Consider the following 26,120-nt stretch of genomic DNA (forward strand, 5'->3'; position numbering starts at 1 on the left):
TTGAGGGGTGCCGCATGGAATACCTAAAGCTGCTGGTCGACCTGGCGAAAGCGATCGCCTGGCCGAGTGCTGTTTTCGCGCTGGGGTTTATGTTCAGATCTGACGTTCGCGAGCTCTTCCCGAGACTCAAAAAGGCGGGTCCGGCGGGACTTGAATTTGATCCAGCTCGCCAGGCGCTCGCAGCACCATCGAAAGAGTTGAAGGATCTGCCAGGCTTTCCTGAACGCTCGCCGGCGATTGCAAAGGTCGAGACAAATCTGCACGCTGAACTTGAGTTGATGGATCCGGAGAAGCGAATCGACCTCTTGATCCGGCATCTTGCCGTCGCCCGCCTAGCTTGGGTTTTCGAGCAGGTATATCGCACCCTTTTCGGCAGCCAGATTCGCGCCCTTAGGGCGCTGCACGGCGAGGGAGGTAAAACGACCCGCACTGAGTCCGCGGCATTCTTCGATCAAGTTAAATCCGAATTTCCTCAGTTCTATGAAAAAAACACGTTCGAGGAATGGATTCGCTACCCGATCAGCGCAGGCTTGATCACGTCGACGAGCGATGAAATCGCGATCACCGACTTCGGCCAAGAGTTCCTGAAATACATAGATGAAAAGGGACTCTCGGAGAGTTCTAAGCCGTATTGATGTAGGCACGGCCATGCAAGCACCTCGCGCCCCTCTGCCATCTGATCCCGCCGAATTCAGTCAGGCGCTCGAGGCAGCCTTTGCCGGCCGCGCTACGATCGGCGTGCCCGAGCTCGCCGCGCTACTTCCCATGCACCGGGAAACGATCGCGAGACACGTCGCCGTCGGCAACCTGGTCGGTCGGCTCAAAGGGCTCGGCCGCACCAGGCGTCACCGCGTTTTCACGATCGCCGACGTCAGACGCTTTTTGCAGAAGATTACCGACGATTCCTGCACGGTATCGTCCGCGCCGTCGCCCCTCAATTTCTCGGTTCGATTAGGACACGGGATGAGAATGATCCCGCCGAAGCGCTAACGCATCCGCCGTGCTCGTATTGACCAAGTGGCCGTGACTGCCGTGCCCGAATAGACGGCCTGCGCATTGAGGTAGAACGACGTGGTAGCGTTCACCAATGCCTGCGTCGGTGGAATGGTGAACCCGGCACCGTGATCGGCCATACTCGGTACTCGCTCATGTATAGCGAGAGACGTCCCATAGGGAGCAGCGACGCTAGCGCTAGTCGCGGAAATCGACACAACATAATCAGTGCTGGTGGTGCCGCCGCCGGTGTTGAACTGTACCTGTGCACTGATGTCCCAATCGCCCGCAGTCAGCGAGATGGAGCCAAGATTGGCCGTCACGCCACTCGATAGTGACCCCGACGTTCCGCTCGCCGAAATTACCTCGCCGACTTCGCCAGATGATGCTGCGGTGTTGGACGCAATCCCCGGCAGGTGCCCATCGGACATGCCGATATTCGTCCGCGCCTGCGACTTCTGCGGAGCTGTCAGCGACTGCGCAGCGCCATAGCGAACCAATCCAAGATTGGCGGCAAAGGTCGCAGCGTTATATTCCGTGCCATTGTTCGCACTCGACACGTCGCCGGCGCCAGCCTCGCCGACGACGTTGAAATTCCACGCCGTACCCGTGCCGCTGCCGCTCGCCTTGTCGCTGGTGATCGTCAGCGCCGTGCCGCTGTAGGTCACCACGCCCTCGAGCCACCCGGCCGCGCCGGCCGTTGCCGTGGCGCGGACGCGCGCGCCGTCCTGATAGGCGAGCCCCGCCTGAGTGGTGAACGGCTTGGGGCCAGTCCCGATCGTCAGCGACGTGGTCGAGGTGCCGCCATAGCCCGCGCCGGTCGCGCCGGTCGCGCCCGTGTCACCCTTGCTCGCGACGATCTGCCAATAGGTCGGATCCGGCGCAGGGTGGCCAGCGCCAGGCGTCGGATTGATCCAGACGTAGGACGTTCCCGCAGTCGTCTGCACGTCGCCGACCGAATACGTCGTTACGCCGTTGTAAGCACCCGTCAGATTGAAACCGCGATAGATGCCGAGGAACGTCCATACGCCGCCGCTCATCACCCAGACCTTGCCGGTCGACGGTTGGATCGCGGTCTGATCCTCCTCGCCGAGCGACGGATCCGGCACCGTCTCGTCATCGCCGACGACGACCGGGATCTCGCGCGCGCTTAGCGCGGTGACCAGCTTGCTGACCGTCGACATGGCCTCGGCGCCGGCGAAGCGCTGCGGCGACACATGCCAGATCTTATAGGCCGCGCCAGCCTGCGCGCCGCCGCCCCAAGGCGGGATGGTCAATTCGGCGCCGGCGCCGACGTCGGAAATGAGCGATTGGAAATTGCCGATCTGCAGAATATCGCCAGGCTTGGCGCTGCCATCGTTCCAGATAACGCCGGCGCCGGTCACGACGGTCCCGCCATCGGCAACGGAGACGGTTCCCGTTGAATAACTCGTCAATGCGGTCATTGTTTTTCCCTCGATTCGATCAGTGCATTTGCTTCCGCGCTGGGAAGCCACTTGCCGTCGACCTTCTGCCAGGTCTTGCCCGTCGACGGCTGAAACGCGACAAGGCCACATGCATCGGCTGGCGGTTCGGTGACATCGGGCGGAAGGTTGTGAAGTTCGATTGTCATTGTGCTTGCCCCATTTGAGCTGGGCCGCCTCGCGCGCGCGCCGCAGTGGAAAACAGGGCGACTCCTCGTTCCGATCGAAGAGTCGCCCCGATTAGGCCAGCCTTGCATCCTTGAACCCTGCTACGTCATCGGGGCGGGCAGGATGCTTTTCGTTGTTCGCCGGGCTGCAGCAGCGTCAATGTCCTGCCCCGAATTACGGATTAGACGTTCCCGAAATCACCGTAGATGAACGCGTCGGGATGCTTGACGACGAACGCGAGGCGCTGCTCGGCGCGGATCGTCAGCATGTTTTTGATGAAGTTGTCGCGGTCCTCGGTGGAGACCTCGACGGTCGCTTCCTGCCGATCGAAGATTTGCGCGCCCTGCTCGAATGCTCCAACCAGAAATTTATCTCTGGACATCGCCTTCGTTGTCGCGATCGGCAACTGCCAGAGTCGTGCAACCTGGTCGCTGTAAGGTCCGCCACCGATATAGCGGTCGACGCCGTCCTTGATGGCCTGCAGCATCCGCCAATCGAGAGGGTTAAGCACGATGCCATCGGGCTCGTAGTCTGCCTCTTCACACTGCGCAATCGCCTGCAGCAACATGTCGAGCATCTGCACGCCAGTCAGAACGAATGGCGGTGAGAATGCCGTGGCGCCGGTAATCAAGCCGGTCAGATGTTGGCCGACGCCGCTGCCGGAGAGCAATTCTGCTTCCTCGACGAGATCGAGACCATAGCGCAACTCGCTATCGATCAGCGATGCGATGGCGCTCGAATCGTCCATGAGCTGCTTCGAAGCGGGGATCCAGTGCGCGATCGTGCGCACCGGCCAAGTCGCGAGGTCGAAGGCGATGTTGCTTTCCGGCTTCTGCCCCCCTTCGCTCACAACTGCCGCGTTGTTGGTCCGCGTTGTCTGCCGAGGATACTCGATCGAGTTGCTGCTCGTCTGGCCGGGCGCGACCAGGTCGCGAATGCGGACACGGCGGCGCGCTTTCATGATCGCATCGGAGCGGCGATCAGGGGCAATCAACGCGCCCCCCGAGCCGATCGCTGAGGTCATGGACTTGACGGTTACACGCGCGACGCCACGACCGTTCGAGCCGCCGATCGCGGCGAATTGCGGATCTGCGACGAACTGCTGGCCCCACGACTGAACGCCACCGCCGCGGCCGCCGAGACGGAGACCGTCAGCGAGCTGCTGTTCGATATCGCGGTTGCGCGTCTCGAGCTCTTGGAGGCGCCTCTGGGTCTCGCTGACACGGTTGCGCATTTCGCCGGTGATACGGCTCAGCTCGTCGGAGACCTGGTTGAGCACGCGCTGGACGGGATCGCCTTCGTTTCTCGGCGCGCCGATGATGGCCGAGGGGCGGTTAGCCGCGAGTGCGGCAACGGCAATGTGCGGCACACGCCGCGAGTTCACGCGAATAGACGTCATGATGCGCTCCTTTCGAGCGGGTTTGATGATCTCGCGCGAGCAAAGCTTGCGCTCGCCTCGAGCGAGGTGATTTCCGTGGGAAAAGATGATCCGGCTTGGTGTCCGGTCCCAGCGCCAGGCATGGGCTTCGACAGCGTCGCGCGTGTCGGGCTTCTAGCCGCCGACTCGAAACACGCGGTCGGCTGAAGCACGGGCAAGCTCGATTATTTTTCTAAACGCTGTCAATTGAAATTTTGCCGGCGCTGCGCATCGGCTGTTAGCAGCTCGCGCTCGAAGGCGTCGGCAGCATCGCGCAGGCGACAAACCACCGCCACCCCGCCTTCCGATCGCGCTGCGCGCACCAGCGCGGCTGCCAACATCGAGTGCTCGGCCATCTCGGCGGGCACGCCAACAGCGACCAGGTCGTCGACGTGGCGATGCCAGACGCGAGCCAGGTTCTGCTCAACGGTAGTTGGATTCGTCGCAAGCATGCTGACGACAGTGCGATTCGCGTTTTCAGTCTTCGACATCGGGAGTTTCTCCGGTTGGGGTTGAGAGGTTTCGTTTGGCCGCGGTACGCGATGCCCAATTCACGCGCGACCAGTCCGATCGTTGTGCTTTCGCCTGCGCGATGCGACACGGATCGCTGCAGAACCGTTGAGGCCGGCCGCGACGGCGAACAATTTCGAACGGCGTTCCGCAGACATCGCACGCCGATGATTGCGAAAGCGGCAGCGACAGCTGGCGGGAATTTAATGCGGCTTCCAGCGCGGCCGGCCGAGCCGCATCGCTCGCAATGCGTTGATTCGACTCAAAGATTTTTCTAGCGGTCATCGTGTAGGTCCATTTCGAGGCCGAAAAAGTGGCGTGGCGGGGAAAAAAACCTGCGAGTTAGAGAGGGGCCGGTCTCAGCGCCAGAGCTCTAGCGACTTCTGACCCACCCTCCCGGCTAGGCGACCGCGCCTCAAAACTGCTGACGATTTGTCAGAGCTTTCCGAAGCGGGCTCGCCGCGCGATCACGGCGGCGGCCGGGCCAGGCGCACCGATGCGGCGAAGCTAGCCAAGGCGGCATCGTCGAGCTCGCCACGACGCTGCAGCGTGGTGAGCCTCGAGCGCTGCGCATCGCTCAGCTCGCCTAGGATCAACCAACCTTCAGATCCAAGTCGCTGAGCTATGCGATTCTGGACGACCTCTGTCGGCTCGCACTTCCCCTGGAAAGCCTGCAGACGCTCGTCGGCGGAACTCGCAGTTGTTCGCGCTGGAGGTTCTATTGGATGTTCTATTGAAGGTTTATGCCGCACAGCTGTGCGGTACGGTGACCGGGCCTGGTGCGGTACGGTGACCGGGCCTGGTGCGGCATGGCGAGGCTTCGTCGCGGGCTCATTCGCAGGGTCCGACCGTGCCGCAGATTGCGGCTCGGACATTTCTGCAACACCCATCGCCAGGTAGTACTTCCTGCCATCCCACTGGCCGCGGCCGCCGGGCCGAGTTTCGACGCGCACCAGGCCGAGCTTAACGAGCGCCTTGAGGCGCCGCTGGACGGTGTCGACGCTCTGCTCAGTGTCCCTGGCTAGGGTCTCTTGGGTGGGCCAGCAAACGCCCTCGTGGTCGGCATAGTTTGCCAAGGCGAGCAGGGTTAGCTTGTTCGAAGCCGAGCCGGTCACCTGCTTCGCAGCCCATGCAGTGGCCTGCCAGCTCATGACTGATCGCCCTCGAGTCCCGAGTGACATATCGGCTCGAGCAATTCGGCCAGGAAGCGCGCCCGGACAGTCGGGCGAGTTGCCCGCCACACAGCGCGCAGCGTCCTGAGCTCGTCGGCTGAGCCGCTAGCCCTCAGCATCCCATCCCGAATGCGCTGCCGCACGGCAGGATCCGCCATACGCGCCTTCGTGGCTTCGCTGATCTTGGCGCGCTCCGCAGGGTCGCTCAGCTGCGAGCGCCTGGTCGCGGCGATTTTGGAGCAGGTTTCCTGGCTGTGCTTCCAGCCGCCGGGCTTAGTCACTTCGTTCTCCGCTTGATGGCGCGGGGAACGCGGTCGAGTTAGATCAACAGCTTAGCTTGGCTTCCCAAGCTGCATACGAGGGTTCGATTCCCTTCGCCCGCTCCAAGTTTTCGGCCCGGCCCGTCTGCGGGATGTGATAGGCTGAAGCCATGGTCAGGACGCTCGAACAAGCCATCGCGCAAATTTCCCAGCTGCCGGCGGCAGATCAGGAAGAGATCGGCCGGAAATTGCTTTCGCACGTCGAAAAGCTCAACGCTCTTCGGTCCGAAATGGACCGTGGAATCCATTCGCTCGATGCAGGCAAGGGCGCAGCCCTGAACATGGAAGAATTTCTTCGCAAGAAGAACTCACGGCATGGTGGGGCATAAGCTTCCAGCCATTTGGTCCCCAGAAGCGCTCGACGATATTGATCAGCTTTGGGACTACTACGCTGAGATGGCAGGAGTCGGCACCGCCGACAGGATCTTGCGTCAGATCGGGCAAGCCGTTGCGGTCATCGAGGATTTTCCCCAACGCCGGACGGGCGCGCGATGAAATTCGCTCCGGCCTGCGTTCGTTGGCGGTTGCGCCGCAAGTCGTCTTCTATCGCTTGAAGGATGACCGCGCCGAGATCGTGCGAGTGCTTGATGGCAGGCAGGATATTGAGGCCATTTTTTCCAAAGACGAGAATGGGTAGAGCGGAGGGCGCCGAAAGCGTCGCTTGGCCATTGAGCCCGAGTATTCTCGGCGAGCGGTTGCCGAAGATTCTAATATGTTAGCCTCTCGCTCCCGGCACGCCCGCCTTGCTCGCCCTAAGCTCCTCTCGCCCGGCGGCTACGGTCCCTGCACCGGGCAATGTTCGGATGAAAGCCAATGGACCAGCAGAAACTCGACCGTGCGATCGGTCGCCGCTTGAAGACGCTGAGGACGCAGGCGGGCATGACGTTGAACGAACTCGCGGGCCGCTCCGGTGTCAGCCGGGCCATGATCGGGCGGGTCGAGCGGGCCCAGAGCAGCGCCACGGCTGCGCTGCTCGGCAGGCTTTGCGCCGCGCTCGACGTCTCGCTCAGCGATGTCGTCGCACTCGCCGAGAAGCCGCCGGAGCGCCTGGTGCGGCTTGCCGACCAACCGCACTGGCGCGATCCCGACAGTGGCTATCGCCGGCGGCATGCCTCGCCGACGGATGCGGCGAGCGGCATCGAGATCATCGTGGTCGACCTGCCGGCCGGCGCGCGGGTGCCGTACAGCCCCTGGGGCCGCAATGCCTTCACCCAGCAATTGTTGATGCTGGAGGGCGCAATCGCCGTGTACATCGACGCCAAGACGGTCCGCCTGCGCGAGGGCGATTGCCTGGATTTCGACGTGATGCGTGCGGTGACCTTCGAGAACGAAACCAAACAGGACGCGCGCTACGTCATCATCACGCGGCGCGGCTCCTCCTACGGGAAGATGTGATGTCGCTGATCGTGCGGGATGCCACGCTGGAGGATGCCGAGGATATCCTCGCCATCTACAATTACGCCGCACTCAACACCACGGCGGTCTGGACCGACGGTCCCTCCGATCTGGATTCGCGGCGTCAATGGCTTCTCGCACGGCAGCAAGCGGGCTATCCCGTGCTGGTCGCGATGAAGGGCAGAGATGTCGTCGGCTTCGCCTCGTTCGGCGACTTCCGGCCGTTTCCCGGCTATCGCCATACCGTGGAGAATTCCGTTTATGTCGACGAGCGGCATCACAGGGCGGGCATCGGCCGCAGTCTTGTCGCCGCATTGATCGAGCGTGCCACCGCCATGCACAAGCACGCGATGATCGCCGGCATCGACGGCACCAACGCGGCTTCGATCGGACTGCACGCCTCGCTCGGCTTCGCCGAGGTGGCCCGCATGCCCGAGGTCGGCTGCAAGTTCGGCCGCTGGCTCGACCTCGTCTTCATGCAGAAGCTCCTTGCAAGCGACGTGAGGCCCTGACCATGCAGATCCGCACCGGCGACACCTTCGATCCGCGCGTCATCGCGTTGCTCGATCACCATGTCACGTCTGCGCGGGCGCAGACCGCACCGGGCAGCGCGCATGCGCTCGATCTGGCGGGGCTTCGCGCGCGCGATGTTGCGTTCTGGACCGGCTGGGACGGCGAGCACTTGGTCGCCACCGGCGCGTTGAAGACGCTCTCGGCCGATCATGGCGAGGTGAAGTCGATGCACACGCTTCAGACCGCGCGGCGGCGCGGCTTCGGCGGCCAGATGCTCCGCCACATTATCGCCGAGGCCCATGCGCGCGACCTGAACCGGCTCAGCCTCGAGACCGGCTCATGGGTTTATTTCAAGCCGGCGCATGCGCTCTACCGGGCGCACGGCTTCGTGCTCTGCGGCCCGTTCGAAGGCTACGTCGAGGATCCCAATAGCCTTTTCCTCACGCTGGATCTGACCCGGGGCTGACTGCCGGCGCGGTGCTTGGTTCAACCCGAGCTCGAAACTGCATTCATGCCCCTCAAAATGAGTTGCGTACCTCAAAACACCTCTGCTAGCCTTAAGCCATGGCTGAGACCCTCACCACGACCGCGCTGACGCTGAAGGACATCGCCCGCGAGGCGGGCGTGAGCCTCGCGACGGTGGATCGCGTCATGCACAACCGGCCGGGCGTCCGGCCGGACACGGTGCGGCGCGTCCGGGAAGCGATCGAGCGTCATTCGTTCCAGCCGCATGTCGCCGCCGCCGAGCTCGCCCGCGGCCGCGCCCGCCGCTTTGCCTTCGTGATGCCGTCGGGGCCGAACCCGTTCATGCAGCAGATCGAGGCCTATCTCGGCGAGATGGCCGGCTGGCTCGCGGCCCGCCGCCTCGGCGTCGAGATGGTCGCTACCGACGTGTTCGATCCCTCGGTGCTTGCGGCCTCGCTCGAGGCGCTGTCGGGCGATTACGACGGCGTCGCCGTGGTGGCGCTGGATCACCCCAGCGTTCGCGCCGCCATCAACGACCTTGTCGATGCCGGCACCAAGGTGGTGACGCTGGTGTCGGATGTGCCGTCGTCGCGCCGCCACCATTATGTCGGCATCGACAACATCGCGGCCGGCCGCACCGCCGGCGCGCTGGTCGGGCGGCTGGTCGGCCAGAGCTCCGGCAAGGTCGCGATCGTCGCGGGTTCGCAGGGCCTGCGCGACCATGCCGAGCGCATCTTCGGCTTCAACCAGGTGATGGCGTCGGAATTCCCCGGTCTCAGCGTGCTGCCAGTGCTGGAAGGGCGCGACCAGGACGATCGTTCGGAGCAGGTGCTGGCGCGGCTGCTCGGCGAGCATGCCGACATTGTCGGGCTTTATAACGTCGGCGCAGGCACCCAGGGCGTCGCCAAAGCGTTGAGCGATGCCGGCCGCGACGAGGTGGTGTTCGTCGGTCATGACGTCACCGTGCTGACGCGCCGCCTCCTGCTGCAGGGCGTGATGGATGCCGCGATCTCGCAGAACCCCGGACATGAAGCGCGCGCCGCCGTGCGCGTGCTGCTCGCGCTCGCCCGCGGCGAGCCGATCTTGCGCGAACAGGAGAAGATCAGGATCGACATCGTGATGCGGGACAATCTGCCCTAGCGGCAGGTGGCTATCGAACGGGCCGTGGCGGAGAGCGCGACGTCAAGATCGCGCATCGCAATAAGTAGAGAGGAGGACGAATTGTATCTCGGACTGGACATCGGCACGTCCGGCGTGAAGGCGGTGCTCGTGAGCGAAGCCGGCGCGGTCGTCGCGACGGCAACGCGCGAGCTCGCGCTGTCGCATCCGGCGCCGCTGTGGTCCGAGCATGACCCCGATTCCTGGGTCGATGCGACGATCGGTGCGGTCGACGATCTCGCGGCGCGTCTTCCGCGCGAGATTGCTCAGGTGGCCGGCATCGGCCTGTCGGGTCAGATGCATGGCGCGACGCTGCTCGACGAGGACGGCAAGCCGCTGCGCCCGGCGATTCTCTGGAACGACGGCCGCTCGCAGGCCGAATGCGCGGTGCTGGAGCGGCGCTGTCCGTCGCTGCACGCGATCGCCGGCAATCTGGCCATGCCCGGCTTCACTGCGCCGAAGCTGCTGTGGATCGCGCGGCATGAGCCGAAGATTTTCGAGCGTGTCGCAAAGGTGCTGCTGCCCAAGGCCTATGTCCGCTATCGCCTCACCGGCGAGATGGTCGAGGACATGTCCGATGCCGCCGGCACGCTGTGGCTCGATGTCGGCCAGCGGCGCTGGTCGGCCCTGCTGCTGCACGCCACCGGGCTCGATCTCCACCACATGCCGCGCCTCGTCGAGGGCAGCGCGGCGAGCGCAGTGCTCGCGCCGGACTATGCGCAGCGCTGGGGCATGAGGAAAGACGTCGTGGTCGCGGGCGGCGCCGGCGACAATGCCGCGAGCGCGATCGGGCTCGGCGCCATCGCGCCGGGCGATGCGTTCCTGTCGCTGGGAACGTCCGGCGTCCTGTTCCGCGTCACCGATCGCTTTGCGCCGGCGCCGGCCTCGGCCGTGCACGCCTTCTGTCACGCATTGCCCGGCCTCTGGCACCAGATGGGCGTGATGCTGTCGGCCGCAGCTTCGCTCGCCTGGCTCGCCGGCGTGATGGAGACGCCGGCCGCGGCCCTGCTGGCGCCGCTCGGCGAGCGCGTCGATGCGCCCAGCCCGATCAGATTCCTGCCCTATCTCGACGGCGAACGCACGCCGCACAACGATGCGGCCGCGAGCGGAGCCTTTGTCGGCCTGCGCGCTGCGACCGGGCGAACGCAGATCGTCCAGGCTGTGCTCGAAGGCGTGGCCTTTGCCGCACGGGACAATCTGGCGGCGCTGAGTGCGGCGAGCGGGCCCATTAGCGAGGTCGATCTCGTCGGCGGCGGCTCGCGCTCGCCGTTATGGGCGCAGATCTGCGCCGACGTGCTCGGCATTCCCGTTCACCGCGCCGAAGAGGGCGAGGTGGGAGCGGCCCTCGGCGCCGCGCGGCTGGGCCGGCTCGCTGCGACGGGCGAGAGCGCTGCGGCGGTCTGCACCCGCCCGCGGCGGCTTGCGAGTTTTACGCCCCGCGCTTCCGTCGCCTCCGCCTATGACGAAGCCTATCGGCGATGGCGCGCGCTTTATCCCGCATTGAAGGAGTCTCTTTAAGTGAACGCGTCAGCCAAATTCTTCGATGCAAGCGCACCTGTCGCCTTTGCCGGCCAGGACGCGGGACAGGCGCCCGCGTTCCGCTGGTACGACAAGGATCGCGTGGTTCACGGCCGCCGGCTCGAGGATCACCTACGCTTTGCGGTCTGCTATTGGCATTCGTTCTGCTGGCCGGGCGGCGATCCCTTCGGCGGCGAGACGTTTTTGCGGCCCTGGCACCACGGCACGGATGCGATGGCGCAGGCGCGGGCAAAAGCCGATGTCGCGTTCGAGCTATTCCGCCTGCTCGATGTGCCCTACTTCACCTTCCACGACGTCGACGCGGCGCCGGAGGGCGCTTCGCTCGCCGAGTCCGTCGCCAATCTCAACGCGATTGCCGATTTGTTCGAGCAGAAGATGGCATCAGCTAAGGTCCGCCTGCTCTGGGGCACCGCCAATCTGTTCACGCATCGCCGCTACATGGCGGGCGCGGCGACCAATCCCGACCCAGAGATATTCACCTATGCTGCCGGCCAGGTCCGCGCCGCGCTGGAGGTGACGCATCGGCTCGGCGGCCAGAACTATGTGATGTGGGGCGGGCGCGAGGGCTATGAGACGCTGCTCAACACCGATCTCAAGCGCGAGCTCGACCAGCTCGGCCGTTTCGTCTCGCTTGTCGTCGAGCACAAGCACAAGATCGGTTTCAAGGGCCCGATCCTGATCGAGCCGAAGCCGAAGGAGCCGACCAAGCATCAATATGATTTCGACGTCGCCACCTGCTACGGCTTCCTCGAACGCTACGACCTACTCAAGGACGTCAAGCTCAATATCGAGCAGAACCACGCCATCCTCGCCGGCCATTCGTTCCATCACGAGGTCGCGCTGGCCGAAGCGCTCGGCGTGTTCGGCTCGCTCGACATCAACCGTGGCGACGATCTGCTCGGCTGGGACACCGACCAGTTCGCGATGAACGTGCCGGAGCTGGCGCTGGTGTTTCACGAAATCCTGAACCGCGGCGGCTTCACCTCGGGCGGGCTGAATTTCGACGCCAAGATCCGTCGCCAGTCGATCGATCCTGACGATCTGATCCACGCCCATGTCGGCTCGATGGATGCCTGCGCGCGTGCCTTCCTCGCCGCCGCCGACATGGTCGACGCCGGCGTGCTCACCACGCCGCTTGCCAAGCGCTACGAAGGCTGGTCCGGCCCCGAGGGCCGCGCCATTCTCGCCGGCCAGCGTTCGCTCGCCGAGCTCGCCGACCGCGCGCTTCAGCTTGGCTTCGATCCGCAGCCGCGCTCGGGCCGACAGGAATATCTGGAATCCCTGGTCAATCGCCATGTCTGAGGGAGAAAGACCGCTGATGGCACATGCTGACACGACACCGGTCCTCGAGCTCTCAGGCATCGGCAAGGAATTCGGCGCCATCCGCGCGCTGCACGACGTCGATCTGCAGGTTCTGCCGGGGGAGGTGGTTGGCCTGATGGGCGACAACGGCGCGGGCAAGTCGACGCTGGTCAAGATCATCGCCGGCAATTTCCGCCCCAGCCATGGCGAGATCCGCTTCGCCGGCAACGCGGTCCATTTCAGCCGGCCGGTCGATGCCCGCGCGGTCGGCATCGAGGTCGTGTATCAGGACCTCGCGCTGGCGGACAATCTCACGGCCGCCGCCAACGTGTTCCTCGGCCGCGAGCTGAAGCGCAAATTCGGACCTGTCGCGCTGCTCGACCACAAGGCGATGGCGGCGCGCGCGCTGGAGCTGTTCGGCGAGCTGCGCTCGGAAACGCGTCCCGACGATCTCGTCAAGCAGATGTCCGGCGGCCAGCGCCAGGCGGTTGCGATCGCGCGCACGCGGCTCTCCAATGCGCGATTGGTGATGATGGACGAGCCGACCGCCGCGATCTCGGTCCGTCAGGTCGAACAGGTGTTGGGCCTGATCCATCGGCTGAAGGAGCAGGGGGTTGCCGTGATGCTGATCTCGCACCGCATGCCCGACGTGTTCGCGGTGTGCGATCGCGTCATCGTCATGCGCCGCGGCGAGAAGCGGGCCGACAAGCCGATCCACGAGACCTCGCCAGAGGAGGTCACCGCCCTCATCACCGGCGCGAAGGAGGCGGCGTAATGGCCATGCCCATGGAATCTCCGATCAGCTTCACCAATGTGGGCCGGATCAAATGGTGGCAGCGCGGCATCTTCGCCTCGCAGACCGGCTACGTGCTGCTCGCGCTGGCCGTGCTGCTGGTGATCATGCATTTCGCCAGCCCGTATTTCTTCACCGAAGGCAACATGCAGAACGTGGCGAAGAATTTCTCCTTCATCGCCATCGCGACGCTCGGCGTCACCTTCGTGATCATCACCGGCGGCATCGACCTCTCGGTGGGATCGATGATGTGCTTCTCCGCCATGATCACCTCGATGGTGATGACCGAGCTGTCGGCGCCCGGCTCGCCATTGGTGCACATGGCGGCTGACGGCAAGACGGTGCTGGCCAACGTGCCGGGACTGATCCTGCTGGTCTCGGTCCTCGCGGGTCTCGGGGTTGCGCTGATCGCCGGCCTCGTCAACGGCTTCTGCATCGCCGTGCTCGGCCTGTCGCCCTTCGTCACCACGCTCGGCATGCTCTCGATCGTGCGCGGACTTGGCTATGTCGTCTCCAACGGCCGCGGCAGTTTTCCGGGCGGACCCGACGCCGATTATTTCTACGCAGCGACCTCGGGCGACGTGCTCGGCGTGCCCGTGCCTTTCATCTACCTGATGATCCTGGCGCTGACGATGGCCGTGGTGCTGCACCACACCTCGTTCGGCCGCCACGTCTTCGCGCTCGGCGGCAACGAGAAGGCGGCCGAGCTGACCGGCATCCCGGTGGTGCGGGTGAAGATCGAGGTCTACGTGATCTGCGCGCTCGCCGCCGGCCTGCAAGGCATCATCATTTCCGGATGGCTCGGGTCGGCGCCGGCCAACATGGCGACGTCCTACGAGCTCAACGTGATCGCGGCGGCCGTGATCGGCGGTGCCAATCTTGCTGGCGGTATAGGTGGTCCGCTGGGAGCGATCGTCGGCTGCGTGCTGCTGGAGGTGATCCGCAACGGCCTCGTGCTGGCGCAGGTCTCCTCCTATTGGCAGCAGACGCTGGTCGGCGTGATCATCATCCTGGCCGTGCTGGTCGATCGCATCCGCTCGCGGATGACCTGAAATGACGTCATCTCGGGAAGGCAACGAAAATGCCGCCTGTCCGCTTCCCGGGCACTTTCGAGAGGACGGGCACCAAACAAGGGTGGAGGAGACAATGAGGAAATTTCTTCTGGCCGGCATCGCGGTTGCGATGATGGCGACGCCGGCATTCGCCGCGAACTACCGCTTCGTCATCGTGCCCAAGGCGATGAACAATCCGTTCTTCGACTTTGCGCGCGACGGCTGCCTGAAGCGCGCCAAGGAACTCGGCAATATCGAGTGCATCTACAAGGGACCGGTCGAGCACGAGCCGGCGACGCAGGCGCAGATCATCCAGGACTTCGTCACCCAGAAGGTCGACGGCCTCGCCATCTCGGTCGCCGACGTCGCGGCCATGACCAAGTCGATCGAGGCGGCAACCGCCGCCGGCATCCCCGTCATCACCTTCGATGCCGATGCGCCCGGCTCCAAGCGCATCGCCTATATCGGCACCAACAACAAGGAGTTCGGCGTCGCGCTCGGCAAGCAATTGCTGAAGATGCGGCCTGACGGCGGCAAATACGCCATGGTCTCCGGCGGTCCCGGCGCCAAGAACCTCGCCGAGCGCGTCGATGGCGTGCGCGAGGCGCTGAAGGGCTCGAAATGGACCGAGGTCGCGGGCTCTCCGACCTTCTGCAACGACGATCCCGCGCTCGCGGTCCAGCAGATGACCGACATGCGCACCGCAACGCCGGATCTTGCCGCCATCGTTCCCATCGGCGGCTGGCCGATGTTCGCGCCCGAAGGCTTCAAGGCCTTCGCCAGCAGGAACAAGAAGGACATCGATTCCGGCAAGTTCACGCTCGTCGTCGCCGATACGCTGAAGATGCAGCTCGAGCTCTTGCGTGACGGCTATGCCAATGCGCTGGTCGGCCAGCGTCCGTTCGAGATGGGCGAGAAGGCCATGGATACGCTGCTCGCCATCAAGAAGGGCGAGAAGGTTCCGGAGATCGTCTACACCGGCCTCGATCTCGTCACCAAGGACAACGTCGCGCAGATGTTGAAGTAGGAGCGCCTGCCAGCCCCGCGCTCCTGCATGCCTCCCCCGCTTGCGATTTCCGCAAGCGGGGGAGATGATTTGATCGTTGGAACGAAGAAGGCCATGGGAATGAAACGGTCGCGGCTCGGCTCGCTCGACGTCACCTCAATCGGGCTCGGCTCCGCGCCGCTGGGCGGATTGTTCGCCCCTGTCAGCGACGCCGATGCGGAGGCGACGATCGCGCGCGCCTGGTCACTCGGGGTGCGCTTCTTCGATACCGCGCCGCTCTATGGCTTTGGCCTCGCCGAGCGGCGGTTAGGCGCCTTCCTGCGACAACAAAAGCGCGAGTCCTACGCCATTTCGACCAAGGTCGGCCGCCTGCTGCGTGCGCCGGAGGGCGCTGCTTCCGAGGACGAGCACTACAAGGGCACACCGCGCGAGCGGCCGGTGTTCGATTTCAGCTATGACGGCGTGATGCGATCGGTGGAGGAGAGTCTTGTTCGCCTCGGGCTCGACCGCGTCGACGTCCTCCTGGTGCATGATCCCGACGATCACCATGACGAGGCCGTCGACGGTGCCTTCCGTGCGCTGCAGCGGCTGCGCGCGGACGGCACGGTCAAGGCGATCGGCGCCGGCATGAACCAGTCGGAGATGTTGACGCGTTTTGCGCGAGTCGTGCCGGTCGATTGCTTCCTGCTCGCGGGCCGCTACACGCTGCTCGACCAGGGCGCGCTCGATGCGCTGTTTCCGGTCTGCACGGCCAAGAGCATCGGCATCCTGCTCGGCGGCATCTACAACAGCGGCATTTTGGCCAATCCGCATACCAGCGCGAAGTTCAATTATCAGGACGCCGATGCGTCGCTGGTTGCGCGGGCGCAGGAGCTCGACGCGCTCTGCCGCAAGCATGGCACGGAGCTGAAAGCCGCCGCGCTCCAGTTCTGCATGGCGCATCCGGCGGTCACGGTCGCGGTAATGGGCGCGCGCAACGCCGCGGAGGTGGCCGACAACATCGCGATGTCGGAGCTGGCGGTGCCGCCGGCGTTCTGGCAGGAGCTGCGCGCGCGAAAGCTCGTCGATGCGCGCGCGCCACTGCCGGGCGGAGCGTAAGGCATGATCATCGACGCTCACCAGCACTTCTGGGATCCCGCGCGCGCCGACTATCCCTGGATGGCAGCGGACGAGCTCGCACCGATCCGCCGCGCTTTCGGTCCCGCCGATCTCGCGCCGCTGCTGACGGCGAACGGCATCGACGCCAGCATATTGGTGCAATGCCGCTCCGCGCTGGAAGAAACCGAGGAGTTCCTACGCATCGCGCATGCCACGCCGTCGGTGATCGGCGTCGTCGGCTGGGCCGACCTGACGGACGGGGCGCTCGGCGACACGCTCGAGCGGCTGCGCGGCTTGCCGGGCGGGGACAAGCTCGTCGGCATCCGCCATCAGGTGCACGATGAGCCCGATCCTGATTGGCTGTTGCGTGAGGACGTCCAGCGCGGGCTCACCGCAGTGTTCGCGCATGATCTTGCTTACGATTTTCTCGTCCGCAGCCGCGAGCTGCCGGCCGCGATCGCGACCGCGCAGGCCTTTCCGCAAGCGCGCTTCGTGCTCGACCACGCGGCCAAGCCGCCGATCGCCGCCGGCGGCAGCTCCGAATGGGCCGCCCGCATCAAGGCGCTCGGGGCCTGCGGCAATGTCTGGTGCAAGATCTCAGGGCTCGCGACCGAAGCGGCCTGGAACGACTGGGATGCGGAGCGCCTGTCTCCGTTCGTCGTACACGCCGCGAGCTGTTTCGGCGAAGACAGGCTGATCTTCGGCTCGGACTGGCCGGTGTGCCTGCTTGCGGGAAGCTACGGCGAGATCAAGGACGCGCTGGAAGCTTGCCTCGCAAAGCTCGGCCCGCAGGCGCGGGACAAGGCTTTTGGCGTGAATGCCGCAGCGGCGTATCGACTGGCCGTCGCGACTTAAAGCGTCCCGCTGCGGCTTGTGTTTACCCGAGCGCCGGGTGAGGGCTTTCTCCTCTAGGCGACTGTCCCAGCGCGGAGGCACCCTCTCCCCGACCTCTCCCGCAAGCGGGAGAGGGAGCATGCACAGCTGGCAGATCGCGAACTCGCTCGACTCTACTCCGACATCGGCTTGTCGGAGATGTCCCAGTCCTTGCCGCTGAAGGTCGAGATGAACAGCGTCTTCATCGGCGTGTAGTCCTCGGGCGTGTAGCTGTAGGTGACGCCGTCGAGGAAGTAGGGCGAGTGGAAGCCTTTGAGCGTCGAAGCCTGCTTCAGCACGTTGGCGCGGGTGAGGTCGTCGCCGCAGCGGCGCAGGATCTCGCCCATGGTCACGGCCTGGCCATAGCCGGCGAAGGCGATGGTGTTGTCGGGGTCGATGCTGGGCAGATATTTCTTGCGCAGCTCCTCGAACGCCATCACGTCGGGATCCTTCTCCCATTTCGGCAGGCCGACCTCCTTGTTGTAACGGATCGCGACGATGCCCGCGCAGTTCTCCAGGCCCGCGGCGTTGAGGATCGAGCGGCCGGTCGAGCCGGCGGAAAGGAGCTGCAGCGGCTTCCAGCCGAGCTCGGCGACTTTCCGGATCGACTGCGACGACGCCTTGCCGGTGGAGATGTTGTAGAAGACGTCGGCCCCGGATTTCGAGAGGTTGATGAGCTGCGAATCGACCGTGGGATCGGTGAGATCGTAGGTCTGCTCCATGATCACTTGCGCGGTGCCGCCGGCGTCCGCCAGCACCTTCTTGAAAGGACCTAAGAAGTCGCGGCCGAAATCGTCGTTCTGGTAGAGGATGCCGACCTTCGCGTTCGGCTTCACGCTGATGACGTGGCGGGCCAGGATGCGCGCCTCGGTCGGATAGAGCGGCAGGCCCGCCATCGTCCATTTGAACTCTTTCGGATTATTCCACTTCGACGCGCCGGTGTTGAGCAGCAGCTGCGGCACGCCCTTGGAGTTCAGGTATTTGTGCACGGCGGTCTGCGGCGCGGTGCCGAGCGAACCGTACAGCGCGAGCACTTCCTCCTGCTCGACCAGGCGCCGCGTCGCCTCGACGCATTTCGGCGCGCTGTAGGCATCGTCCATGGTGAGAAACTTGATCTTGCGCCCATTGATGCCGCCCTTCTCGTTCAGCATCTGGAAATAGGCCTCGCCGATGCGCCCCAACACACCGTAGAGCGAGCCGGGCCCGGAATGCGGCACGGTCTGCCCGATCTTGATCTCGGTGTCGCTGGCACCCGCATCGTATTTCTTCTCCGCGGCCCAGACGTAAGGCGCGGGCAAGGTGGATGCAGCGATGGTGGCGAGTGCGGCGGCGCTGAAATCGCGCCGCGATGGATTCTTCGTCATTAATTGTTTCTCCCTAGCGCGCGCATTGTGCTGGCAACGCGGCACGGCTCGCAAGTGGGAAGTCGCAGCTTTGCGACGCAATGACGCTTAAAGCGCAGCGCGTTAGCGCCTAGACTCAAGTTTTCTCGGCGACGACGACGAGACCGCGCACCGGCTCGTTGTTTTCGATGCGCGGGGACGCCGCCTGCAATGTCAGGAGCTTCAATCCGGTCCTGACGAGCGCGCTCCGCACATATTCCGCTGCATGGGCATAGCGCAGGCCCTCGCCGAGAATTATGCCGCTGCCATCCTGGGTCTCGAGCGTGAAGGCGAGCACGCCGCCCGGCGCAAGCACGCGCCTGGCTTCAGTCAGCACCGGTGCGAGATCCGACAGATACACAAACGCATCCGCCGCCACGATCAGGTTCGCACTTCCTTGGGGCTTGCCCTGCAAGCCCTGGATCATGTCGGCGATTTCGAGCTCGGCATAGAGACCCGTCGCGCGCGCCTCCTTGATCATGCCGGGGGAGAGATCGATTCCGGTGAAATGATCGACCTGTTTGGCGAAGGCGGCCGCCGCAAGCCCAGTGCCGCAGCCGAGATCGATGGCGTGCTTGAACAGGGCGGGCTTCTTCGCCGCGACGCGGGCAGCCACCACCGCCTTGAAGATCAGGGACGGCGCGCGATAGCCGAGATCGTTGATCAGCGTGTGCTCGAAGCGAGGCGCATACTGGTCGAACAGGGCCTGTACATAGGCCTTGGGCATCTCGGACAATTGCTCGTCGCCAAGGCGTATCAGATGCAGGTGAGCGCCATGCTGGTCGTCGGGATCGGACCGGCGTGCTTCGCGAAAGGCGGCAATCGCCTTGTCGCGCTCGCCGAGCTGCTGGCGGATCTCGCCAAGCGTGAACCAGGCCGACGTAAAATTCGGCGCGAGCTCGAGCGCCTGCTCGATGAGGTCGGCAGCGGCGGGCAGATCGCCCTTGAGCTGGAGGTCGCGCGCGAATTCGAAGCGGCGGTCGGCCATGAGATCGCCGGAGGACTGGAATAGGCGCAGGGGCATTCTGGAACCGACTGTCATTGCCGGGCTTGACCCGGCAATCCATCAAAAAAAGGAACTGTTTAGAGCGATGGATGCGCGGGTCAAGCCCGCGCATGACGGATGAATATCGGAACGTCGGTCCCTATATGACCACCATGCGCCCCCAAGATATCCTGTTGCCAGCTGCTGCCGGCCTGTGCTGCAAGCCCGGCGGCTTCCATATCGACCCTGTCCGCCCGGTTGAGCGGGCCGTGATCACCCACGGCCATTCCGATCATGCCCGCGCCGGCCATGGCGCGGTGCTGGCGACGCAGGAAACGCTGGACATGATGCGGCTGCGCTATGGCGAGAATTTTGCTGGCTCGACGCAAGCGATCCGCTATGGCGAGGAGATCCGGCTCGGCGACGTCTGCGTGAAGTTTCACCCGGCCGGCCACGTGCTGGGCTCGGCGCAGATCGCTGTCACGTGCAAGGAGACCTGCATCGTCGCCTCCGGCGACTACAAGGATGCGTTAGATCCGACCTGCGCGCCGTTCGAGCTGGTGCCGTGCGACGTCTTCATCACCGAGGCAACGTTCGGGCTGCCGGTATTCCGGCATGGCGATGCTGCCGAAGAGGTCAAGAAGCTGCTGGCCTCGGTCGCGCTGTTTCCCGAGCGCGCGCATCTCGTCGGCGCCTATTCGCTCGGCAAAGCGCAGCGCGTGATCGCGCTGCTGCGCCAGGCCGGCTACGACGCACCGATCTACCTGCATGGCGCGATGGAGACGATCACGCATTACTACCAAAGCCGCGGCATCGAGCTCGGCGAGCTCAGGCTGGTGAAGGGCATGAAGAAGGCGGCGCTGGCCGGCACCATCACGCTGGCGCCGCCCTCGGCGACATCAGATCTTTGGACACGGCGCTTTCCCGATCCGGTCACCGCCTTTGCCTCGGGCTGGATGCGCGTGCGCGCCCGGGCGCGGCAGCGCGGCGTCGAGCTGCCGCTGGTGATTTCCGACCATGCCGATTGGGACGGCCTCACCGCCACGATAGGTGCGACCGGCGCCGGCGAGATCTGGGTCACCCACGGTCAGGAAGATGCGCTGGTGCATTGGTGCCGGAGCAAAGGCCTGAAAGCGCAGCCGCTCGATCTGGTCGGCTATGGCGACGAGGAGGAGAGCGAGACGCCCATTCAAGGCGAGGCCGAGGCATGAACCGCTTTGCCGAACTGCTCGACCGTCTCGCCTACGAGCCCGGCCGCAACAACAAGCTGCGGCTGATCACCGGCTATTTCCGCGAGGTCGGCGACCCCGACCGCGGCTACGCGCTGGCCGCGCTGACCGGCGCGCTCAGCTTCAAGCATGCCAAGCCCGCGCTGATCCGCGATCTCATCGCGTCGCGCACGGACGAGGTGCTGTTCGGCTTGAGTTACGATTATGTCGGCGATCTCTCGGAGACGGTGGCGCTGATGTGGCCGAAGGCCGCGCTGGCCGCTCACAACAACCCGCCACCCCCAACTCTCACCGAAGTCGTCACCACGCTGCGCACGCTCGGTAAGACCGAGCTGCCGAAGCAGCTTGAGCGCTGGCTCGACGAGCTGGATGAGACCGGCCGCTGGGCGCTGCTGAAGCTCGTCACTGGCGCACTTCGCATCGGCATCTCCGCGCGCCTCGCCAAGACCGCGGCGGCCGCGCTCGGCGACAAGGATCCGCATGAGGTCGAGCTGATCTGGCCGGGCCTCATCCCGCCCTATCTCGATCTGTTCGCATGGCTGGAAGGCCGCGCCGACAAGCCGGTCAACCGCGATCCCGCGCCGTTCCGGCCCGTGATGCTGGCGCATGCGATCGAGGACAGCGATTTCGCCGCGCTCGATCCCGCCGACTACATCGCCGAATGGAAATGGGACGGCATCCGCGTGCAGGCGGTGGCGGGGCGTGACGAGCGCGGCCACATCACGGCGCGGCTCTATTCGCGCACCGGCGAGGACATCACCGGGAGCTTTCCGGATCTTGTGCCGTCACTGCATCTGCCGGGTGCGATCGACGGCGAGCTCTTGATCTTGCGTGAGGGCCGCGTGCAGAGCTTCAATGTCCTGCAGCAGCGGCTCAACCGCAAGGTCGTCTCGCCAAAACTGATCAAGGAATTTCCGATCCATTTGCGCGCCTACGATCTGCTCGGCGACGACGAGAACGATCTGCGCGAGCTGCCGTTCGCGGAACGGCGCGAGCGGCTGGAGAGCTTCATCAAGAAGCTTAGCGATCCCCGCATCGATCTGTCGCCGACCGTCCCCTTCGCAAGCTGGGAGGCATTGACCGCCGCGCGCGCCAATCCCGCGAGTGCCGGCGCCGGCGAAGATGCGGAGGCCGTCGAGGGCGTGATGCTGAAGCGGCGTGATGCACCTTATCTGCCGGGCCGGCCGAAGGGCCAATGGTGGAAGTGGAAGCGCGATCCGCACATCATCGATGCCGTACTGATGTATGCGCAGCGCGGTCACGGCAAGCGCTCGTCCTATTATTCCGACTACACCTTCGGTGTCTGGACCGCAGGCGGGGGCGGCGACGAACTGGTGCCGGTCGGCAAGGCCTATTTTGGCTTCACCGACGAGGAGCTTTTGCAGATCGACCGCTTCGTCCGCCGCAACACCACGGAAAAGTTTGGTCCCGTCCGCCATGTCGTGCACGAGGGCGACAAGGGGCTGGTGCTGGAGGTGGCGTTCGAGGGCCTGCAGCGCTCGCCGCGCCACAAATCCGGCGTCGCCATGCGCTTCCCCCGCATCAGCCGCCTGCGCTGGGACAAGCCGCCGCGGGAGGCGGACAGGCTGGAAACGCTGGAGCGGATGCTGAAGGAGGAGGCGGCGGAAATCGAGGTGTGAGGGCCTCGATCTCGCCGCGATGGCGGTGCGCACCCTCTCCCGCTTGCGGGAGAGGGTGTTTCCGCATTGGGACAGTCGCCTAGAGGATAAAGCCCTCACCCGCGCGCGGGACGATGCTTCGCATCGCCCGGGGCGCGACCTTTCCCGCAGGCGGGAGAGGTTGGCGGCACGCGCATGCCCGAATTAAACTCCCGTAACCCGATTGACGCTCGCTTGCGGGTTCCCCATGTGCCTCGCCGTGCCCTATAATGGGGTCGAATCCGCTTCGGGAGTTTGCGATGGTCCAAGACGTCAGAGATTTGCCGGCCGGCCGCAGCGATGGCCTGCACCGCTTTCTCGGCGGCTCGCCGCTGGCTGTCGCGTTCCGCCTGGTGCTGCTCTCGATCCTGGTCGGTGTCGTGCTGGCCGCGATCGGATTCGATCCCTGGAACATCATCACCAGCATCCGCCTCCTGTTCCAGCGCCTCTGGGATCTCGGCTTCGACACCGTGAATTGGTTGTGGCGCTACTTCCTGCTCGGCGCGGTCATCGTGATCCCGATCTGGCTGCTCTCGCGCGTGTTCGGCGCGCCGCGCGGCCGGTAAGGAATTGGGAGCCCGCAGCCGATGCAATTGCGCTTTGTCGGCTGCGGCGACGCCTTCGGCTCCGGCGGCAGGCTCAACACCTGCTTTCACGTCTCCGGGCGCGAGGCCAACTTCCTGATCGATTGCGGCGCGTCGGCTTTGCCGGCGCTGAAGCGGCTGGAGATCGCGTGCGACGAGATCGATCTGATCCTGATCACGCATTTCCACGGCGATCATTTCGCCGGGCTGCCGTTCCTGCTGCTCGATGCGCAGTTCTCGCGGCGGACGCGGCCGCTGACGATCGCGGGCCCGCAAGGCATCGAGAGGCGGCTGCGTGAGGTCATGGAGGCGCTGTTCGAGCACTCCTCGAAGACAAAACAGCGCTTCGAGCTTGATGTCGTCGAGCTTGCGCCCGAGCAAAGCCGGACTTTCGGCACCGTGACGGTGATGCCCTATCCCGTCGTGCACGGCGAATCCGGGGGGCCCTTCCTCGCCTACCGCGTCGAGGCCGAGGGCCGCACGCTCGCCTACAGCGCCGATACCGAATGGACGGAAACGCTCATTCCGCTGGCGTACGGCGCGGACCTTTTCATCGCCGAGGCCTATATGTACGAGAAGGTGGTCAAGAACCATCTCAGCCTGAAGACCTTGGAACAGCATCTTCCTGCAATCGGCGCCAAGCGGCTCGTCCTCACCCATATGAGCGACGACATGCTCTCGCGCCTGGACGATATTGCGCATCTCGCCGCCGAAGACGGCATGGTCCTCGTATTCTGAAATGCACGCGCCCGTTCCCCTCAAGATCGGCTCCCGCCAGGTGTTCGCCATCGCAGGTCCCGCGATGGTCGCGAACCTGACCACGCCGCTGATCGGCATTGTCTCGACCACAGCGATTGGCCGCCTCGACGATGCCGCCCTGCTCGGCGGCGTCGCGATCGCGTCGGTGATCTTCGACTGCCTGTTCTGGCTGTTCGGCTTCCTGCGCATGAGCACGCTCGCCTTCACTGCGCAATCGCTGGGCGCAGGCGAGGTGCGTGAGCCGAGCGCGATCCTGGCGCGCGGCTTCATCGTCGCCGGCCTGATCGGCGCCGCGCTGATCGCGCTGCAATTGCCGCTGGCCGCGGTGCTGTTCGACCTCATGGGCGGCAGCGAAGGCGTGACGCGGGCAGCACAGACCTACTTCGGAATCAGGATCTGGTCGTCGCCGTTCGCGCTCGCCAATTACGTCATTCTCGGCTGGCTGATCGGCCAGGCCCGCGCCAATTCAGCATTGCTGCTTCAGGTCGTCGTCAACCTCGTCAACATGGCGGCGACGATCCTGCTGGTGCTGGTCTACCACGCCGGCATCGCCGGCGCCGCGATCGCCGCGCTGTCGTCGGAAGCGGTCGGGTTCGCCCTCGGTCTGGTCGTCTGCCGTCACTATGCCGATGGCGGCTTCGCCCTGCCCATCGCGACCCTGCTCGACCGCGACAAGCTGTTGCGGATGCTGGCGGTGAATTCCGACATCATGATCCGCACCGCGGCGCTGATCGTCGTGTTCCTGTTCTTCACCGCCAAGGGCGCGCAGGCCGGCGACGTCACGCTGGCCGCCAACTCCGTGCTCAACAACTTCCTGCTGGTCAGCGCCTTCTTCCTCGACGGCCTCGCCAACGCGGCCCAGCAGCTCTGCGGCCGCACTCTCGGCGCACGCGATGCAAGAGGCTTTGCCGCCTCGACCCGGCTGGTGCTGCTCTGGGGGCTCGGCTTCGCCATCGTCGTCGCCGTGCTGTTCGCGCTGTTCGGGCCGGGGCTGATCGATGTCATGACGGCGAGCGAGGACGTGCGCCGGGCGGCGCGCGAATTCCTTCCCTTCGTCGTGCTCGCGCCGATCCCCGGCGTGTTCGCCTTCGGCTTCGACGGCATCTATATCGGCGCGACCTGGGCGCGCGAGATGCGCAATCTGATGCTGGCTTCGCTCGCGATCTTCCTCGGCACCTGGTGGGCGCTGCAATCGTTCGGCAATGCCGGATTGTGGTGGGCGCTGATGGCCTCCTACCTCTCGCGCGGCGGGTTGCAGGCCGCGCGCTATCCGGCACAGTTCAGGGCGACGTTTTCGAAACTGTGACGATCGTGTCCCGGACGCGCTGCAGCGTGAAACGCTGCTGCGCAGAGCCGGAATCCAGCTCTCCTCGAATTCGCTGCCACATGGGCCCCGGCTCTGCAGCGCATCACGCGGAAGACGGCGCGCTGCGCTGCGTCCGGGGCATGAGACCGTCTCACATCCCCGGCCAGTCTTCCGCCGTGAGCGTCGCAGCATCCGCGCCGACGATCTCGGACAGCGAATCCCGCCCGGTGCGGAGCAGGGTCGAGGTGAGGTCGCGCTTGATCTCGTCGACGAGGCCGAGGCCCTTGTAGACCAGCGACGAATAGAGCTGGATCAGGCTTGCGCCCGCGCGGATCTTGGTCAGCGCGGCGCCGCCGGAATCCACGCCGCCGACGCCGATCAGCGGGAATGCCCCCTCGACGCGCACATAGGTCTCCGCCACCATCCGCGTCGACAGGCGGAACAGCGGCCGGCCGGACAGGCCGCCTTGCTCCTTGGCCCGCATCACCTCCCGCAGCGTGCTCGGCCGCGCGATCGTCGTGTTCGACACGATCATGCCGTCGACCCGGCGCGAACGCGCAACCTGCACGACGTCGTCGAGCTGGGCAAGACTGAGATCGGGCGCGATCTTGAGCAGCACCGGCGTGTCGCCGGCCTTCTGCCTGACACGCTCGCGCGCATCGATCACGCGTGCGAGGAGATCGTCGAGCAGCGCGCCTTCCTGCAAATTGCGCAGGCCCGGCGTGTTCGGCGAGGAGACGTTGACGGTGAAATAGCTCGCAACCGGCGCAAAAGTCTCGATCAGCGTGACGTAATCGGCGACGCGGTCGGGCGAATCCTTGTTGGCGCCGACATTGACGCCGACGATGCCGCCGTGCTGCGCGCGCGCAGCCAGGCGGCGCAATGCGGCGTCCGCGCCGTCATTGTTGAAGCCCATGCGGTTGATGATGGCCTCGTCGCGCTCGAGCCGGAACAGCCGCGGCCGCGGGTTGCCGGCTTTT

At 65.0% G+C, this 26,120-nt stretch carries 29 protein-coding genes; 20 read left to right on the forward strand and 9 right to left on the reverse strand.

Annotation, left to right across the window (positions count from 1 at the left end; all coding sequences use genetic code 11):
* Positions 1–14 precede the first annotated feature (14 nt).
* Positions 15–635, forward strand: a complete 621-nt coding sequence (locus UNPA324_RS20895; RefSeq protein ID WP_141935734.1) for a hypothetical protein — start codon at positions 15–17, stop codon at positions 633–635.
* A 351-nt stretch (positions 636–986) separates the two neighbouring features.
* On the opposite strand, the gene UNPA324_RS20900 is transcribed toward UNPA324_RS20895, so the two are convergent.
* The 6 genes from UNPA324_RS20900 to UNPA324_RS20920 all read right to left on the reverse strand — a co-directional run bounded on the left by UNPA324_RS20900 (position 987) and on the right by UNPA324_RS20920 (position 5,702).
* A complete protein-coding gene (locus tag UNPA324_RS20900; protein WP_141935737.1) occupies positions 987–2,438 on the reverse strand; it encodes a hypothetical protein in 1,452 nt (483 codons plus the stop codon).
* Positions 2,435–2,605 carry a hypothetical protein gene (locus UNPA324_RS35220; RefSeq protein ID WP_181769460.1) on the reverse strand — a complete coding sequence of 57 codons (171 nt, stop codon included), beginning with the start codon at positions 2,603–2,605 and terminating at the stop codon, positions 2,435–2,437. Before UNPA324_RS35220 ends, UNPA324_RS20900 begins: the two co-directional genes overlap by 4 nt.
* A gap of 200 nt (positions 2,606–2,805) precedes the next feature.
* Complete coding sequence (locus tag UNPA324_RS20905; RefSeq protein ID WP_181769461.1) at positions 2,806–3,993, reverse strand: phage major capsid protein; 1,188 nt, start codon at positions 3,991–3,993, stop codon at positions 2,806–2,808.
* Between the two features lie 251 nt (positions 3,994–4,244).
* Positions 4,245–4,532 carry a hypothetical protein gene (locus UNPA324_RS20910; protein WP_141935740.1) on the reverse strand — a complete coding sequence of 96 codons (288 nt, stop codon included), beginning with the start codon at positions 4,530–4,532 and terminating at the stop codon, positions 4,245–4,247.
* On the reverse strand, positions 4,519–4,836 hold the full coding sequence (locus UNPA324_RS20915) for a hypothetical protein (RefSeq protein WP_141935742.1): 318 nt from the start codon (positions 4,834–4,836) through the stop codon (positions 4,519–4,521). The genes UNPA324_RS20910 and UNPA324_RS20915 overlap by 14 nt, the downstream gene beginning before the upstream one ends.
* 182 nt (positions 4,837–5,018) lie before the next feature.
* On the reverse strand, positions 5,019–5,702 hold the full coding sequence (locus UNPA324_RS20920) for a helix-turn-helix domain-containing protein (protein ID WP_181769462.1): 684 nt from the start codon (positions 5,700–5,702) through the stop codon (positions 5,019–5,021).
* A gap of 451 nt (positions 5,703–6,153) precedes the next feature.
* On the opposite strand from UNPA324_RS20920, the gene UNPA324_RS20930 reads away from it, so the two are divergent.
* From UNPA324_RS20930 to UNPA324_RS20995, 14 genes are all read left to right on the forward strand, one after another.
* Positions 6,154–6,372: a hypothetical protein gene (locus UNPA324_RS20930; protein WP_128922961.1), complete on the forward strand. Its 219-nt coding sequence runs from the start codon at positions 6,154–6,156 to the stop codon at positions 6,370–6,372.
* The gene (locus tag UNPA324_RS36190) at positions 6,359–6,538 is read left to right on the forward strand and encodes a type II toxin-antitoxin system RelE/ParE family toxin (protein ID WP_141935748.1); all 180 of its coding nucleotides are present in this window, start codon (positions 6,359–6,361) and stop codon (positions 6,536–6,538) included. The genes UNPA324_RS20930 and UNPA324_RS36190 overlap by 14 nt, the downstream gene beginning before the upstream one ends.
* Positions 6,492–6,680 (forward strand): type II toxin-antitoxin system RelE/ParE family toxin, encoded by a 189-nt coding sequence (locus UNPA324_RS20940; RefSeq protein ID WP_283810258.1) that lies wholly within the window; start codon positions 6,492–6,494, stop codon positions 6,678–6,680. Before UNPA324_RS36190 ends, UNPA324_RS20940 begins: the two co-directional genes overlap by 47 nt.
* 176 nt (positions 6,681–6,856) lie before the next feature.
* Positions 6,857–7,438 carry a helix-turn-helix domain-containing protein gene (locus UNPA324_RS20945; RefSeq protein ID WP_128922963.1) on the forward strand — a complete coding sequence of 194 codons (582 nt, stop codon included), beginning with the start codon at positions 6,857–6,859 and terminating at the stop codon, positions 7,436–7,438.
* Positions 7,438–7,950, forward strand: coding sequence for a GNAT family N-acetyltransferase (locus UNPA324_RS20950; protein WP_164936692.1), 513 nt, complete (start codon positions 7,438–7,440; stop codon positions 7,948–7,950). Before UNPA324_RS20945 ends, UNPA324_RS20950 begins: the two co-directional genes overlap by 1 nt.
* Positions 7,951–7,952: 2 nt before the next feature.
* On the forward strand, positions 7,953–8,417 hold the full coding sequence (locus UNPA324_RS20955; RefSeq protein ID WP_164936693.1) for a GNAT family N-acetyltransferase: 465 nt from the start codon (positions 7,953–7,955) through the stop codon (positions 8,415–8,417).
* A 98-nt stretch (positions 8,418–8,515) separates the two neighbouring features.
* On the forward strand, positions 8,516–9,556 hold the full coding sequence (locus UNPA324_RS20960) for a LacI family DNA-binding transcriptional regulator (protein ID WP_128922965.1): 1,041 nt from the start codon (positions 8,516–8,518) through the stop codon (positions 9,554–9,556).
* 81 nt (positions 9,557–9,637) lie between these two features.
* Positions 9,638–11,092, forward strand: coding sequence for a xylulokinase (gene xylB, locus UNPA324_RS20965; RefSeq protein WP_141935750.1), 1,455 nt, complete (start codon positions 9,638–9,640; stop codon positions 11,090–11,092).
* A complete protein-coding gene (xylA, locus tag UNPA324_RS20970) occupies positions 11,093–12,415 on the forward strand; it encodes a xylose isomerase (RefSeq protein ID WP_141935752.1) in 1,323 nt (440 codons plus the stop codon). It abuts the gene before it with no gap.
* Positions 12,416–12,431: 16 nt separating this feature from the next.
* Positions 12,432–13,190 (forward strand): ATP-binding cassette domain-containing protein, encoded by a 759-nt coding sequence (locus UNPA324_RS20975; RefSeq protein ID WP_128922968.1) that lies wholly within the window; start codon positions 12,432–12,434, stop codon positions 13,188–13,190.
* Positions 13,190–14,260, forward strand: coding sequence for an ABC transporter permease (locus UNPA324_RS20980; RefSeq protein ID WP_128922969.1), 1,071 nt, complete (start codon positions 13,190–13,192; stop codon positions 14,258–14,260). The genes UNPA324_RS20975 and UNPA324_RS20980 overlap by 1 nt, the downstream gene beginning before the upstream one ends.
* Before the next feature lie 94 nt (positions 14,261–14,354).
* Positions 14,355–15,287, forward strand: coding sequence for a sugar-binding protein (locus UNPA324_RS20985; RefSeq protein WP_164936694.1), 933 nt, complete (start codon positions 14,355–14,357; stop codon positions 15,285–15,287).
* 99 nt (positions 15,288–15,386) lie between these two features.
* Complete coding sequence (locus UNPA324_RS20990; RefSeq protein WP_128923026.1) at positions 15,387–16,364, forward strand: aldo/keto reductase; 978 nt, start codon at positions 15,387–15,389, stop codon at positions 16,362–16,364.
* Between the two features lie 3 nt (positions 16,365–16,367).
* Positions 16,368–17,219: an amidohydrolase family protein gene (locus UNPA324_RS20995; RefSeq protein WP_141935754.1), complete on the forward strand. Its 852-nt coding sequence runs from the start codon at positions 16,368–16,370 to the stop codon at positions 17,217–17,219.
* A 152-nt stretch (positions 17,220–17,371) separates the two neighbouring features.
* Here UNPA324_RS20995 and UNPA324_RS21000 read toward each other — a convergent pair whose 3' ends face one another.
* Both UNPA324_RS21000 and UNPA324_RS21005 read right to left on the reverse strand, forming a co-directional pair.
* Positions 17,372–18,601 (reverse strand): ABC transporter substrate-binding protein, encoded by a 1,230-nt coding sequence (locus UNPA324_RS21000; RefSeq protein WP_164936695.1) that lies wholly within the window; start codon positions 18,599–18,601, stop codon positions 17,372–17,374.
* 115 nt (positions 18,602–18,716) lie between these two features.
* The gene (locus UNPA324_RS21005; protein WP_128922973.1) at positions 18,717–19,643 is read right to left on the reverse strand and encodes a class I SAM-dependent DNA methyltransferase; all 927 of its coding nucleotides are present in this window, start codon (positions 19,641–19,643) and stop codon (positions 18,717–18,719) included.
* A gap of 134 nt (positions 19,644–19,777) precedes the next feature.
* On the opposite strand from UNPA324_RS21005, the gene UNPA324_RS21010 reads away from it, so the two are divergent.
* The 5 genes from UNPA324_RS21010 to UNPA324_RS21030 all read left to right on the forward strand — a co-directional run bounded on the left by UNPA324_RS21010 (position 19,778) and on the right by UNPA324_RS21030 (position 25,140).
* A complete protein-coding gene (locus UNPA324_RS21010; protein ID WP_128923027.1) occupies positions 19,778–20,815 on the forward strand; it encodes a ligase-associated DNA damage response exonuclease in 1,038 nt (345 codons plus the stop codon).
* Complete coding sequence (locus UNPA324_RS21015; protein ID WP_141935756.1) at positions 20,812–22,473, forward strand: ATP-dependent DNA ligase; 1,662 nt, start codon at positions 20,812–20,814, stop codon at positions 22,471–22,473. The genes UNPA324_RS21010 and UNPA324_RS21015 overlap by 4 nt, the downstream gene beginning before the upstream one ends.
* 278 nt (positions 22,474–22,751) lie before the next feature.
* On the forward strand, positions 22,752–23,057 hold the full coding sequence (locus UNPA324_RS21020) for a DUF6460 domain-containing protein (protein WP_128922975.1): 306 nt from the start codon (positions 22,752–22,754) through the stop codon (positions 23,055–23,057).
* 21 nt (positions 23,058–23,078) lie between these two features.
* A complete protein-coding gene (locus tag UNPA324_RS21025) occupies positions 23,079–23,813 on the forward strand; it encodes an MBL fold metallo-hydrolase (RefSeq protein ID WP_128922976.1) in 735 nt (244 codons plus the stop codon).
* 1 nt (position 23,814) lies between these two features.
* A complete protein-coding gene (locus UNPA324_RS21030) occupies positions 23,815–25,140 on the forward strand; it encodes an MATE family efflux transporter (protein WP_128922977.1) in 1,326 nt (441 codons plus the stop codon).
* 151 nt (positions 25,141–25,291) lie between these two features.
* Here the strand turns inward: UNPA324_RS21030 and UNPA324_RS21035 are convergent.
* Positions 25,292–26,120, reverse strand: an 829-nt coding sequence (locus tag UNPA324_RS21035; protein WP_141938942.1) for a quinone-dependent dihydroorotate dehydrogenase, incomplete at its 5' end; no start/stop codon positions are given.

The sequence above is a fragment of the Bradyrhizobium sp. UNPA324 genome, assembly GCF_006658635.1.
Lineage (GTDB): Bacteria > Pseudomonadota > Alphaproteobacteria > Rhizobiales > Xanthobacteraceae > Bradyrhizobium > Bradyrhizobium nanningense.